Source organism: Pseudomonas sp. Sample_20 (assembly GCF_004307585.1).
GTDB classification, from domain to species: Bacteria; Pseudomonadota; Gammaproteobacteria; order Pseudomonadales; family Pseudomonadaceae; genus Aquipseudomonas; species Aquipseudomonas atacamensis.
The window spans coordinates 1-13,380 of sequence record NZ_RCOA01000036.1 but is presented as its reverse complement, the minus strand read 5'-3'; the positions used below and the strand labels follow the sequence as shown (position 1 = coordinate 13,380).

Genomic DNA, 13,380 nt, shown 5'->3' with positions numbered 1-13,380 from the left:
ACCAACCTCCCCCAAGCGCGCGGTGCCCCAAAGCACCGCGTCGCCGTTTTATTGCGTTAAAGATTTCAGCAGGAAGGATTCACATGTCATCGGCTGTTCGCTTTTCTCGTACCAAGCTTTCCACTGGCCTGTTGCTGGGTCTGAGCTGCACCACTGCCCTCCCCGCGCTGGCCGCCAGCGATGCCGATCTGCTGACCCGCAGCACCTTGACCGGTGACTGGGGCGGCTTGCGTCATCAACTCGATGAAGACGGCATCAAGTTCACTGGCGATTACAGCGGCGAAACCGCTTACAACGCCGACGGCGGCCTGCACCGTTCGGCGCGCTACTCGCAGAACATCAAGCTCGGCGTGCAGTTTGATCTGAGCAAACTCTACGGCGTCGACAACGCCGGCAAAGTGCAACTGACCATCAACGACCGGCGCGGCAACAGCGCTTCGGAAGATCTGGTCGGCAACCGCCTGCCGATTCAGGAAAACTACGGCGGCCTGTACACGCGCCTGACTGAACTGAGTTATGAGCGCAGCCTGTTCACCCCGGCGCTGAACGTGAAGCTCGGCTACATGGCCATGGGCAACGACCTCGGCGGCCTCGACAGCGGCATTCTGTGCAACTTCATGAACGCCGGTTTCTGCGGTCACCCGCTGAACATGTCCGGCGGCAGCGGCTGGACCAACTACCCCAACGCGCGTCTGGGCGTGCGGGTCAAATACGACCTGTCGCCGTCCTGGCAGCTGCGTGTGGCGGCGTTCAACGTCGACCCCGAGAGCAACGGCAATTCCAGCCGCGCTTGGCATCTGGGGCCGAAGCACACCACCGGCACCGTCGTGCCGATCGAGCTGGTGTACAAGCACGCCGGCGAGCTGCCGGGTGAGTACAAGCTCGGCTATTACTACGACAGCTCCGACGTCAAACGCATTGGCAGCGACGACGAAGTGTCCGGACGTGGCGGGCATTATTTGCTGATCGATCAGGCCGTATGGCGTTCGCCGACCTCCGAGGGCCGCAGCCTGCATGCGTTCGGTCAGTATTCGGCGGCCAGTGAAGCGGCATCACCGTTCAGCAAGTGGTACGGCACCGGCTTGGTTTTGTACAAACCGTTCGAAGACCGCCCGCGTGACACCCTGGCGCTGGGTTATGGCCGCGCCGTGCCGAACCCGCGCAGCCGCGATGTGCAGCAGAATGCCGCGCTGGCCAATGGTGCTGCGTTCCCGCATCTCGACAGTGCCGAACAGTTGATCGAGTTGGGTTACGGCTACCAGGCCACCCCATGGCTGACCCTGCGGCCGAATCTGCAATACATCATCGAACCGGGCGCGTTCTCCGGGCAGGACATCGATAATGCGCTGCTGGTGGGGTTGCAGGTGAAGGCTGCGCTTTAAGCCTTGTGGTGAAAGGGCTACCGTCATCGCGAGTAGGCTCACTCCTACAGGATTGGCGGCGTGCGCAAAATCCCTGCAAAACACAAAACCACTGTGGGAGCGAGCCTGCTCGCGAAAGCGCCGGGTCAGGCGACTGCGATGTTGAATGTAGCGCCGCCTTCGCGAGCAGGCTCGCTCCCACAGGGGGTTTGGGTCAGGTCGGAGAGTTGGATTCGCCGCTGCCGTAGCGGGATACAGAGGATTTGCGGCGGGCAGGAAATTAATTCCAGCCTATCGGTGAATTATTTCGTGTCCGCATGTATCTGAGCCAGAAGAGCCGGCGCCATCATGGAGATGGCATCGCAGCGGTAATCTGGATCAGCGAGCGGGAACAGCGCAATGAAATCACGCAAGAACACCGTCAAACCGATCGGTTTGAAAGACATCACCATTGTCGACGACGCCAAGATGCGCAAGGCGATCACCGCCGCCGCACTGGGCAACGCCATGGAATGGTTCGACTTTGGCGTCTACGGCTTTGTCGCCTATGTGCTCGGCAAGGTCTTCTTCCCCGGCGCCGATCCCGGCGTGCAAATGATCGCCGCGCTGGCGACCTTCTCCGTGCCCTTCCTCATCCGTCCGCTTGGCGGTTTGTTCTTCGGTGCGCTCGGCGACAAATACGGACGGCAGAAAGTCCTCGCCGCGACCATCGTCATCATGTCCCTGAGCACCTTCGCCATCGGCCTGATTCCGTCCTATGCCTCGATCGGCATCTGGGCGCCGATCCTGCTGTTGCTGGCGAAAATGGCCCAAGGCTTCTCGGTCGGTGGCGAATACACCGGCGCCTCGATCTTCGTCGCTGAATACGCGCCCGACCGTAAGCGCGGCTTCCTCGGCAGTTGGCTGGATTTCGGCTCGATCGCCGGTTTCGTCTTCGGCGCCGGCGTCGTGGTGCTGATTTCAACCATTCTCGGCGAACAGCGCTTCGAAGAATGGGGCTGGCGGATTCCGTTCTTCCTCGCCCTGCCGCTGGGCATGATCGGCCTGTATCTGCGCCACGCCCTGGAAGAAACCCCGGCGTTCCAGCAGCACGTGGAAAAACTCGAACAAGGCGACCGCGAAGGCCTCGCTGGTGGCCCGAAGGTGTCGTTCAAGGAAGTCGCAACCAAACACTGGCGCAGCCTGATGACCTGCATCGGCGTAGTGGCGGCGACCAACGTCACCTATTACATGCTGCTCACCTACATGCCGAGCTACCTGACGCACAACCTGCACTACAGCGAAAACCACGGTGTGCTGATCATCATCGCGATCATGGTCGGCATGCTCTTCGTGCAGCCGCTGATCGGTTTCATCAGCGACAAGATCGGCCGCAAACCCTTCATCGTCGTCGGCAGCATTGGCCTGTTCATCTTCGCCATTCCGGCGTTCATGCTGATCAACAGCGGCAGCATCGGCCTGATCTTCTCCGGCCTGCTGATCCTCGCGGTGCTGCTCAACTTCTTCATCGGCGTGATGGCCTCGACCCTGCCGGCGATGTTCCCCACCCACATCCGCTACAGCGCGCTGGCCAGTGCCTTCAACGTTTCGGTGCTGATCGCCGGTCTGACCCCGACTGCCGTGGCCTGGCTGGTGGAAAGCACCAACGATCTGTACATGCCTGCGTATTACCTGATGGTCATCGCCGTGGTCGGTCTGGTCACTGGTGTGACCATGAAGGAAACCGCCAACAAGCCCTTGCGCGGCGCGGCCCCGGCGGCTTCCGACCTCGAAGAGGCCAAGGAGTTGTTGCAAGAACACCACGACAACATCGAGCAGAAAATCGAAGACATCGATGCCGAAATCGCCGCGCTGGAAGCCAAGCGCAAGGAACTGGCGCTCCAGCATCCGCGCATCGATTGATCAGTGCGGCGTCGGCAATCGGTCCGACGCCACGCCGAGCTTGAGCTAGCCTTGAAACCGGATTGCATGCCATTCAAGGAGTTCACATGTTCAAGCTGATCAAAAGTTCGGTCGCTGGTGGATTGCTCTTCGCCAGCCTCCAGGCCGAAGCCGGCGGCATCATGATTTACGAGGCCGGCCACGAAGGCACCGGGCTGGCCAACGCCGGCTCTGCGGTCATGGCCAGCGACCCGAGCATTCTGATGACCAACCCGGCGGGCATCAGCCAACTGGCCGGCACGCAGATCAACTTCAACGCGCAGTTGATCCTCGGCGACGTCAGCTTCTCCCGCGACAACGCCAATACCTTCGGCGGCAACGAAGGTGGCAACGCCTTGAAGTACCTGCCCGGCTCCAGCTTCTTCATCAGCCATCAACTCGATGAGCGCTCCTCGATCGGCTTCGGCATGTACGGCAATTTCGGTCTGGCGCTGGACTACGACGATGACTGGGCCGGGCGCTATTTCGCTCAGGAGTCGGCCATTATCGGTGTGTCGTTCCAGCCCACCTATGCCTACAAGATCACCGACGACCTGTCCGTCGGCCTCGGCCCACGCTTCATGCTTGGCTACTTCCGCACCGAAGTGGCGGTCAACAATAACGTGCTCGGTCTGGGCAACGCCGAGGATGGTCAGTTGCGCTACAAGGACACCGACTGGGGCACGGGTGCCAACGTCGGCGTGCTCTACAACCTCAACGAGCGCACAAAGCTCGGGCTGGCCTGGACCAGCAAGATCAAGCTCAAATTCGAAGACAAACCCGAGCTGAAGAAAATCACCAATCCGCTGCTGCGTCTGGCGCTCAACCGTCTCGACGCCGATCAGCTGAACGTCGACATGAACGTGCCGCAGACCGTCACCACCAGCGTGTCCTACCAGCTTGATCCGCAGTGGACGCTGCTCGGCAGCCTCGGCTGGCAGGACTGGAGCGATTTCGGCAAGGTCGGCGTGGAAGTCGATACCGGCCTGGGCTCGACTTCCAGAACGGCGCAGCGGCAATACAAGGACACCTGGCATGCCTCGATCGGCGCGCAGCACCAGATCAACCCGAAACTGCGCTGGAACGTCGGCCTCGGTTACGACTCCTCGGCAGTGGATGACAAGGATCGCACCGTCGACAACCCGATGAACGAAGCGTGGCGCCTGGCGACCGGGGTCAGCTATGCATTGCAGGAAGATGTCGACGTGCACATGAGCTACACGCTGATCTACCTCGGCGACATGGACGTGCAACAGACCAAAGCACGCTCCGGCGGCTCGGTCTCCGGCGAATACAAAAACGCCGCCCTGCATGTGCTGGGCGGCGGCGTGGTCTGGCGTTTCTAGGGATCACTCATCCTTCGGCGCCTGCGCCGGTGCGGTGAACCACTGCTCCGGCGGCACGCGTTTTTCCTGCTGCGGATCGCCCAGGTAATGCGGCGACATGATCTGCACGCCATATTCGTTGAACACGTCCTGAATATTGGCGTGGAGCATGCTCAGCAACACCGCGCGCGGACGTGGCTGGCTAGGGATGGCCTGGGCCACCAGTCGATACTCGGGATAGAAGTCCGACAACGCGGTCTGGAACACCTGCGCCGGCGGGTCTTCGAGCACGCCCGGCGTGCGTTTGGCCGCCTCCAGCAACATCGCTTCGACCTGACGCCAAGGCGTGTCGTAGCCGATGGTCACCACCGTATCGACCACGTAGCCCGGACCTTGCACGGTGCGCGAGTAGTTCTTGGTCACGGTGCCGGTGATCATCGAGTTGGGCAGCGTCAGCACTTCACCGAGGCCGGTGCGAATCCGCGTGGTGAACATGCCCAGCTCGGTAACAGTGCCTTCGTACTCGCCGATCCTGACAAACTCGCCGGGGCGCAAAGTCCGCGTGTAGGTCAGGATCAATCCGGCCGCCGCTTGCCCGACGACGCTGGTGGCGCCAAGGGAAATCATCAGGCCGATCAGCACCGACAAGCCTTTGAACGCATCGGTCCCGGCGCCGGGCAGATAGGGATAAGCCATCGCCAGCGCAAACAGCCAGACTGCCAGTGCCGTCAGGCGTTGCGTCGGTTGCAGGGTTTCATGGTTGAGCCAGCTGAACGTCCCCGGCGCGGCCATCCGGCGCAGGATGCGTCGGGTAAATGCGGTCACGCCCCGGGCGATAAAGAAAATCGCCAGCGCCACGCCCAGCCCCGGTATCGCATCGACGATGCCCTGTAACAGATAACCGGCCAGTTCCACCAAATAGTTGTTGAGGCTTTCGCCCCACGGCCGCGTATACGGGAAGCGTGACAGGACAAAGCCCAGCCATTCGTAGGACAGCAGCAGGATCAGCAACCAGCGCAGGAACAACAGACAGCGGCTGACCAACGGGTAGAGAAAATTCGAATCGATCAGTTGCACCCGCCCGACCTTCAGCGCCTTGGTGTGGCGATCCATCAGCGCCGGCAGTTTCGCCAACAGCTTGTGGCGCAGCCACGACAGGCACCACAGCAGCGCCAGATAGATCAGCGTGGCCACCGCCGCCAGCGCCAGCGAACGCACAATCATCTGCACGTTACGCGCCTCACGGGTCTCGTTGACCACCTGGCGCAGTTTTTCCGCTGCGCCTTCGGCGGCTTCCTGCACCGAGGAATAGGCCAGGCTATCGACGTCTTTCGGTGCAACGATGAACGCACGGGTATTGCCGATCAGCACCATGTAACTGTTCTGGATCGAATCAGTGCTGATTTTCAGCTCCGGGTCTTCCTCCAGCGCTTCACTGATCACCCGCTTCGCCCGCTTGACCCGTGACGCCGGCGCCTCGCCAAGAATGGTCGCGCGAAACAGCATGATGCTGCGGTTGGCCACTTTCAGTTCTACCGCTTCGTCCGTTGCTGTCGTGGTGTCTTCCAGTGCCTGGCCGAGCCCGGACCACAGTGTTGCAGCCAGCAGCATCGCCAGCACCATCAGCCTGTTACGCATGCGCCGTTCCTTATGGCTGATTGTCGTGGGAGGTTTCGTCCAGCACTTCGCTGACGTCGGCCGGCTGATAGACCCAACCGATGAACAATTCATAACCCACCGCCAGGATCACCGGCCCGGTGAACAGGCCGATGATGCCGCTGGTGACCATGCCGCCCAGCGCGCCGATCAGCACCACCGGCATCGGCACGGCAACGCCACGGCCGAGCAACATCGGCTTGAGCACGTTGTCGGAAAGCCCGGCGATCACCATCCACACGGCGAAAATGATCGTGCCGGCACCGACGCCGTCATGGGCAAAAACGAACACCACCACCGGCACGGTAACCAACAGCACCGGCAGTTGCATGATGCCCAGCAGCAACACCATCAACGCCAGCACGCCGGCAGCGGGCACGCCCATGATCACCAGTGCCACACCGATCAGGATCATCTGGATAAAGGCGATACCGACCACGCCCTGCGCCACCGCGCGAATGGTCGAGGTGCACAACTGCGCGATCTGCGGGCCACGCACCGGGCCGGAAATCCGCGTGGTGATCGCCACCGCTGTGCGATGGCCGCGTTCGCCGTGGGTCATGATCAGTCCAGCGACAATCAGTGCAACGACAAACACCACGATGCCTGCGCCGACGCCGGCGGCCTGATGCAACAGCACCCGGCCCCAACTGGTCAGGTGCGGCGCCAGTTCCTTGAACACCCAGCTCAGGTCCTGCGAAGCGTGCATCCAGATGCCATACAACGGCGCGCCGATCAGCGGCCAGTCGGCGACATTGGCGGGTGGCGGCGGAATCTCGAACTGCCCCGCTTCCACGGTTTGCATGCCCACCTTCACCGAATCGGCCACGGATGCGCCGAGCAGGCTCAGCGGCACCATCAGGATCACCAGCCCCAGCAATACCAGCACAATCGCCGCCCAACCGTAGCGGTTGCCGAGTTTTGCGCCGAGTTTCTGGTTCAGCGGGTACAGCGTGACTGCGAGGATCAGCGCCCACAGCATCACATTGAGAAACGGATGGAAAATGTCGTAGCAGAACAGCATCAGGGTCGCGATCAACCCGGCGCGGATCAGCACGTCGAGCAAGGCTTTGGAACTGTTGAAGGCAATCAGCGGCTTTTCTTCCATGGCAACATTCCTGAGCGGTGCAGCATTCGGGATGCGCTGAGCCTAGAACATGTTCGGCTGGTCTTCCTGTGGGGCGCGGCATTATCGCTTTACGCATCACGGTGTGGGAGCGAGCCTGCTCGCGAAAGCGCAAGGTCAGGCAGCACGGATGCTCAGGCCATCTACCAACAAAACCATCACCCCACCGATTACTCCGCCCGCCGCATGGTGTTAAATAGGCGCCAGTCCCGACCTTGTCGCTTCAAGCCGTGCAACGAGAACCGCTATGAAAACCCCTGCCCAGAACATCCACGCTCAACAGGTGACCCCATGATCGAAGTCACCGAAGTCTCCATCGCCCAACTGCGCGCCGCCCTCGAGTCCGGCCAGACCACTGCCGTGGAACTGGTGCAAGCCTATCTGGCGCGCATTGATGCCTACGATGGCGCCGACACCCCGACCGCACTCAACGCCGTCGTCGTGCGCAACCCCGAAGCGCTGAACGAAGCCCGCGCCTCCGATGCCCGCCGCGCCAAAGGTAAAACCCTCGGCCCGCTCGATGGCATCCCCTACACCGCCAAGGACAGCTATCTGGTCAAGGGCCTGACCGCCGCCTCCGGCAGTCCGGCGTTCGCCGATCTGGTTGCCCATCGCGACGCCTTCACCATCGAGCGTCTGCGCGCTGCCGGGGCGATCTGCCTGGGCAAGACCAACATGCCGCCGATGGCCAATGGCGGCATGCAACGCGGCGTCTATGGCCGCGCTGAAAGCCCGTACAACGCCGCTTACCTCACCGCACCGTTCGCCTCCGGCTCGTCCAACGGCGCCGGCACCGCGACCGCTGCGAGTTTTGCTGCGTTCGGTCTGGCCGAGGAAACCTGGTCGAGCGGTCGTGGCCCTGCGTCGAACAACGGCCTGTGCGCCTACACCCCGTCGCGCGGCGTAATTTCGGTGCGCGGCAACTGGCCGTTGACCCCGACCATGGACGTCGTCGTGCCATTCGCGCGGACCATGGCCGACCTGCTCGAAGTGCTCGACGTGGTCGTCGCCGAAGATACCGACACCCGTGGCGACCTCTGGCGCCTGCAACCGTGGGTGCCGATCCCGCGCGTCAGCGAAGTGCGCCCGGCTGCGTACAGTGAACTGGCCGCCGACGCCAAAGCCCTGGCCGGCAAACGCTTCGCCATCCCGCGCATGTACATCAATGCCGATCCGCACGCCGGCACCAGCGAAGCCCCCGGCATTGGCGGCCCGACCGGTCAGCGCATCAACACCCGCGCGTCCGTGATCGATTTGTGGAAACAGGCGCGTCAGGCCCTTGAGGCCGCTGGCGCCGAAGTCATCGAAACCGATTTCCCGCTGGTTTCCAACTGCGAGGGCGACCGCCCTGGCGCGCCAACCGTGTTCACCCGTGGGCTGGTGTCGAAAGAGTTTCTGCATCATGAACTGTGGGATCTGACTGCCTGGGCGTTCGACGACTTCCTGCAAGCCAATGGCGACCCGAAACTCAATCGTCTGGTTGACGTCGACGGGCCGAAGATCTTCCCGCACGACCCGGGCACCCTGCCCAACCGCGAAGGCGATCTGGCCGCCGGCATGGACGAATACGTGCGCATGGCCGAGCGCGGCATCACGCCGTGGAATGAAATCCCAACCGTGCCTGATGGCTTGCGCGGTCTGGAGCAGACCCGACGCATCGACCTTGAAGACTGGATGGATAACCTCGGCCTCGACGCCGTGCTGTTCCCGACCGTCGCCGACGTCGGTCCGGCCGATGCGGATGTCAATCCTGCTTCGGCCGACATCGCCTGGAGCAACGGCGTCTGGGTGGCCAACGGCAACCTCGCGATCCGCCACCTCGGCGTGCCGACCGTCACCGTGCCCATGGGTGTGATGGCCGACATCGGCATGCCCGTCGGCCTGACCTTCGCCGGCCGCGCTTATGACGACTCGAACCTGCTGCGCTTCGCCGCCGCCTTCGAATCCACCGGCAGCAAACGCCAGATCCCACCGCGTACACCGCCGCTGGCTTAATGTACTGTGTCAGCTCCCACAATCTCTGTGGGAGCTGGCTTGCCAGCGATGGCGGCCTGACAGCCGCCACAGTTTTACCTGACTACCCCGACTCAAATTGTAGGAGTGAGCCTGCTCGCGAATGCGCTGTGTCAGTCAGCATTTTCGTTAACTGACACTCCGCATTCGCGAGCAGGCTCGCTCCCACAGGGTTTGGTGTGAGGGCTGCCAACTCAGCACACCGGCCCAATCCTTACCAGGCCAATCCGCCGATCATCAGCGCCATCCTGATGACCACCGGCACTGACCATGATCAACCGCGCCCCCTCCCGCCTCACTCTGCTCGCCATGCTCTGCGGTCTGACCGGCACCGCCCATGCCAGCGGCTTTTTCGACGACGCCAAAAGCGATGTCCTGCTGCGCAACTTCTACCTCAGCAACGACTACCGCTCGCCCACGCCCTCCGGGAAAAACTACAAACAGGAATGGGCACAAGGCTTTATCGGCAACTTCTCATCCGGTTTCACCGAGGGCACAGTCGGTTTCGGCATCGACGCGCACGCTTTCGCCGGCCTGAAACTCGACGGCGGCAAGGGCCATTCCGGCACCGGTCTGTTACCGGTCGACAGCGATGGTCGCAGTGAAAACAACTATTCCAGCGCTGGCGGTGCGTTCAAGCTGAAGGTCTCGCGCACCACTCTGGCTTTCGGCGAAATGACCGTAGAAACCCCGGTTTTCGACACCTCCGACAAACGTCTGCAACCGGAATACGCCACAGGCTTTTTGCTCAACAGCGCCGAGCTCGACAACGTCAATCTGGTCGCCGGGCATTTCACTGCATTCAAGAACCAGGACAGCTCTTCCGGCCAGGGCAACTTCTACGGCTACGGCGCCAACACCGAAGCGGGGGGCATCAGCTTCATCGGTGCCGACCTGTTCAGCTCCAGCCCGGTCGGCGGCGCACTCTACGCCTCAGAACTGAGCGACACCTGGCACCAGTATTACGGCAATCTGCACTTCAAACAGTCCGGCGTGCTGCTCGACGCCAACCTCTACCACACCCGCGACACCGGCCGCGCACTGGCCGGCGAGATCGACAACAGCGCCTTCAGCCTTTCCGGCAAATACAGCTTCGGCGCGCACACGGTGATGCTCGGCTGGCAACGGATCAATGGCGACACGCCGTTCGATTTCGTCGGCGGCGACTCGATCTACCTCGCCAACTCGATCAAATACGCCGACTTCAACGGCGCCAACGAACGCTCCTGGCAAGCCCGCTACGACCTCGACCTCGGCGCCTTCGGCATCCCCGGCCTGAACTTCATGACCCGCTACGTCAGCGGCAGCCACATCGACGGAACGCACGCGCCCAAGGGCGGCGCCTACAACCCCTTCGACGCCGACAGCGGCGACTATCAACCGCAACAAGGCAGCGGCGGCAAGCACTGGGAACGCGATATCGACCTGAAATATGTCGTGCAATCCGGCGCCGCGAAGGATCTGTCGGTGCAGCTATCGCACGTCACCCACCGCGCCAACGAGGCACAGGCCGGGGATGACATTGACCGGATTTACGTGGTCGTTCAGTACCCGTTGGGTTTTTGAGGTAACACGATCAACCCGCCCACAGGTTCCTGCGTCGGCCACAAACCATGAGTTTGCTCCTTGAGATCAAAATCAAATGATTTCAGCGTACCGCAGCGCCTACAGCGGCTAGCCAAGTGCCATCACCTCGTTTATTCTGCGCCCCCGCATAAAAAGCCAAGCCAGGAAGGCATTGATTGACCTTCCTGTTTGTAGTCAATCAACGCAAGCAGATTCAGGGATGTACATGTTTCAGCTATTCAAACTCGGAGCGGCCGTCGTGCTCGCCGCGACGCTCAGCGGCTGCATTACCGAAAGCGCTTCCTGGGTCAGCGAACCCTTGCAACCCAAGGCAAGCGAGCCAGTCAGTTATCTCGTTGGCTCAATCGGGCCGCAATCACTCAAGCAATCAGCCGCTGACAACCAGCGAATCTTTTTCCGCAAACGCGGTTCCGAATACGGTGCGGCCGGCGTCTGGAAAATGGCCGGCGCTTACTCCACGCCGCAGGATGTTCAGGACGGTGTCGGCGCAGCGAGCGTATTCGTGCTTCCCCTGAAGCCGGGCGATTACGAGTTCTATGATTTCCAGTTCTTTTCCGCACGTTATCAACCTGGGCTAGGCACTGTTTTCACCTCGAGAGAGGCGCGGGAGAAATTCAACCTGCCGATGCGCCTGGAACCCGGCAAGGCCTATTACATCGGCGAGTTCCGCTCGTTCTGCCTGACAGCCGGTTTCTGCGCGTTCCGCTGGAGTGATCAGAACGCCCGCGATGCGCTGATTGCGCAACGTCTGGCGCCAGGATTGCCAACGCTGCAACCGCTGAAACTCGACCTCAACCGTGCTCAGCCCTACATCTTCACCGGCCCCATTCCGGGTATTGCCGTGGATGCCAAACCATGAAAAAAATCATCGCCCTCACCGCCGCTGCTCTGTTGACCGGTTGCGCGGCGACCAACACCTTGCCCGAGCGCACGCTTACGGACGCTCAGGATTATCTGCAGCCGATTCACGTTATGGTCGATGATCCGGAAAACGGCTCCAGCCTGCGCAACCACCTGCGTCAGACCGGTGTGTTCCGCACTATCGAAACCGGCAGCGGTAAAGCTGACGAGTACAACGTGAAGGTCAAACTCAATGTGGAACGTCACCTACCGCCGTTTCCGGTGATTCTGCTGAGCACCGCGACGTTGTTCTTGCTGCCGCTGTCGAACGAATTCGATACGCAAACCGAATTCACCGTGTACCAGGGTGACAAGCGACTGAAGCAATACACCTATCGCAACATCACTCAAAAATACGTCTGGCTATTGGATCAGGGCGGCGAGATGCGCGAACAGAACCTCGGCCGCATCGCCCGCGCCTTCGCGCAGGATGTGCAGCAGGACCGGCTGATCCCGGCAGTCGCGCAATGAACCGCGCGATGATAAAAGTCGCCGGCCTGCTCTGTGCCTCACTGATGCTGGGCGGCTGCGCCAACACCTTGCAACCGCTCGATTACCATGCCGATCAGGCCTACGTGCCGGTCACGCTCGGCATGGGGCCGGCGTATACGCGCATCGACGAGCAGCATCAGCGCGAAACCGTCAGCGTCCTGAAAAAGACCGGCGCGTTCTCGATGCTCGACGGCGGTTACACCCGCAACGGCTACAGCCTGTTGATCACCGAACCCAGCGACGGCAAGGTCAACTGGCTGGCGCTGGTCAACGTCTTCACCCTGTTCACCTTCCCGATGCCCTACCACTACCAGGACAACCTGCGCGGCTCGGTCTTCAAGGATGGCCAACTGCTCAAAACCTACAACTACTCCCGCGAAGGCTGGAGCGTGATGACGTGGTATGTGCCGATTCCCGGGGTCGAGAACAAACGGCAGATGCTCGACCAGTTGTTGGTGGAAATGGACCGGGACAAGTTGATTCCGTATCAACCATAAGGTTGGGTGATGTGGGCTGGTGCGGTGGACTGCGGCGCAATGCATTGCAATGTGGGAGCGAGCCTGCTCGCGAAGAGGCCATCAGGTTCGGCGCAATTCTTCGATTTAAACGAAGCTGTTTAAAAGACACCTGCTGATACGGTCTCAAGGCTACAAATCCTTGCGCCGTTGCCTACAGCTACGCCAGAATCCGCCGGCTTGTGCACCTTGAGGGCGGGTTCTATTGTGGTGCGGTCGCTGACGAATCAGCGATCGGGTTTAGCGACCCGGATCTTAATTAGGTGCATCAGCGGTCCATGCTTCGTCGCAGGTTCAATTCTGCGACTGCGCTATGGTGGCTGTATGCGGGAGACCTTCGGGTCTGCCGGGTGCCTATAACCGGTTCGCTAACCTGCGTACAGCCGCCACCTACTGTTTAGCGACAGTGCCTGACGGCTCCACTTAATAGGAGCTTTATCATGATCAAACCAACACCCAACCCACCCCTGTCTCTTATACACACT

10 protein-coding genes are annotated in these 13,380 nt (G+C 61.3%); 8 read left to right on the top strand and 2 right to left on the bottom strand.

Translation table 11 applies throughout. From position 1 onward, the window contains the following. Nucleotides 1-83 precede the first annotated feature (83 nt). The 3 genes from D8U70_RS09100 to D8U70_RS09085 all read left to right on the top strand — a co-directional run bounded on the left by D8U70_RS09100 (nucleotide 84) and on the right by D8U70_RS09085 (nucleotide 4,627). A complete protein-coding gene (locus D8U70_RS09100; RefSeq protein ID WP_130928674.1) occupies nucleotides 84-1,382 on the top strand; it encodes a carbohydrate porin in 1,299 nt (432 codons plus the stop codon). A gap of 378 nt (nucleotides 1,383-1,760) precedes the next feature. Then, complete coding sequence (gene proP, locus D8U70_RS09090; RefSeq protein ID WP_024013032.1) at nucleotides 1,761-3,263, top strand: glycine betaine/L-proline transporter ProP; 1,503 nt, start codon at nucleotides 1,761-1,763, stop codon at nucleotides 3,261-3,263. Between the two features lie 86 nt (nucleotides 3,264-3,349). Further along, nucleotides 3,350-4,627 (top strand): OmpP1/FadL family transporter, encoded by a 1,278-nt coding sequence (locus D8U70_RS09085; protein ID WP_130928672.1) that lies wholly within the window; start codon nucleotides 3,350-3,352, stop codon nucleotides 4,625-4,627. 3 nt (nucleotides 4,628-4,630) lie between these two features. On the opposite strand, the gene D8U70_RS09080 is transcribed toward D8U70_RS09085, so the two are convergent. Further along, nucleotides 4,631-6,244: a mechanosensitive ion channel domain-containing protein gene (locus tag D8U70_RS09080; RefSeq protein ID WP_071172514.1), complete on the bottom strand. Its 1,614-nt coding sequence runs from the start codon at nucleotides 6,242-6,244 to the stop codon at nucleotides 4,631-4,633. A 10-nt stretch (nucleotides 6,245-6,254) separates the two neighbouring features. Then, nucleotides 6,255-7,370, bottom strand: coding sequence for an AI-2E family transporter (locus D8U70_RS09075; protein ID WP_130928671.1), 1,116 nt, complete (start codon nucleotides 7,368-7,370; stop codon nucleotides 6,255-6,257). Nucleotides 7,371-7,679: 309 nt separating this feature from the next. On the opposite strand from D8U70_RS09075, the gene D8U70_RS09070 reads away from it, so the two are divergent. The 5 genes from D8U70_RS09070 to D8U70_RS09050 all read left to right on the top strand — a co-directional run bounded on the left by D8U70_RS09070 (nucleotide 7,680) and on the right by D8U70_RS09050 (nucleotide 12,877). Continuing rightward, nucleotides 7,680-9,383, top strand: a complete 1,704-nt coding sequence (locus tag D8U70_RS09070; protein WP_130928670.1) for an amidase — start codon at nucleotides 7,680-7,682, stop codon at nucleotides 9,381-9,383. Nucleotides 9,384-9,671: 288 nt separating this feature from the next. Continuing rightward, on the top strand, nucleotides 9,672-10,967 hold the full coding sequence (locus D8U70_RS09065; RefSeq protein ID WP_130928669.1) for an OprD family porin: 1,296 nt from the start codon (nucleotides 9,672-9,674) through the stop codon (nucleotides 10,965-10,967). Nucleotides 10,968-11,193: 226 nt separating this feature from the next. Then, entirely contained in the window at nucleotides 11,194-11,847 is a 654-nt protein-coding gene (locus D8U70_RS09060) for a hypothetical protein (protein WP_038862158.1), read from the top strand. Then, entirely contained in the window at nucleotides 11,844-12,359 is a 516-nt protein-coding gene (locus tag D8U70_RS09055) for a hypothetical protein (RefSeq protein ID WP_130928668.1), read from the top strand. The genes D8U70_RS09060 and D8U70_RS09055 overlap by 4 nt, the downstream gene beginning before the upstream one ends. An 8-nt stretch (nucleotides 12,360-12,367) precedes the next feature. Further along, the gene (locus D8U70_RS09050) at nucleotides 12,368-12,877 is read left to right on the top strand and encodes a hypothetical protein (protein ID WP_024013039.1); all 510 of its coding nucleotides are present in this window, start codon (nucleotides 12,368-12,370) and stop codon (nucleotides 12,875-12,877) included. Nucleotides 12,878-13,380 lie beyond the last annotated feature (503 nt).

Excerpts from the sequence above, each read along its gene's own strand:
- D8U70_RS09100 (WP_130928674.1), top strand. The coding sequence starts at position 84 with ATGTCATCGGCTGTTCGCTTTTCTCGTACCAAGCTTTCCACTGGCCTG.
- proP (WP_024013032.1), top strand. The coding sequence starts at position 1,761 with ATGAAATCACGCAAGAACACCGTCAAACCGATCGGTTTGAAAGACATC.
- D8U70_RS09085 (WP_130928672.1), top strand. The coding sequence starts at position 3,350 with ATGTTCAAGCTGATCAAAAGTTCGGTCGCTGGTGGATTGCTCTTCGCC.
- D8U70_RS09080 (WP_071172514.1), bottom strand. The coding sequence starts at position 6,244 with ATGCGTAACAGGCTGATGGTGCTGGCGATGCTGCTGGCTGCAACACTG.
- D8U70_RS09075 (WP_130928671.1), bottom strand. The coding sequence starts at position 7,370 with ATGGAAGAAAAGCCGCTGATTGCCTTCAACAGTTCCAAAGCCTTGCTC.
- D8U70_RS09070 (WP_130928670.1), top strand. The coding sequence starts at position 7,680 with ATGATCGAAGTCACCGAAGTCTCCATCGCCCAACTGCGCGCCGCCCTC.
- D8U70_RS09065 (WP_130928669.1), top strand. The coding sequence starts at position 9,672 with ATGATCAACCGCGCCCCCTCCCGCCTCACTCTGCTCGCCATGCTCTGC.
- D8U70_RS09060 (WP_038862158.1), top strand. The coding sequence starts at position 11,194 with ATGTTTCAGCTATTCAAACTCGGAGCGGCCGTCGTGCTCGCCGCGACG.
- D8U70_RS09055 (WP_130928668.1), top strand. The coding sequence starts at position 11,844 with ATGAAAAAAATCATCGCCCTCACCGCCGCTGCTCTGTTGACCGGTTGC.
- D8U70_RS09050 (WP_024013039.1), top strand. The coding sequence starts at position 12,368 with ATGATAAAAGTCGCCGGCCTGCTCTGTGCCTCACTGATGCTGGGCGGC.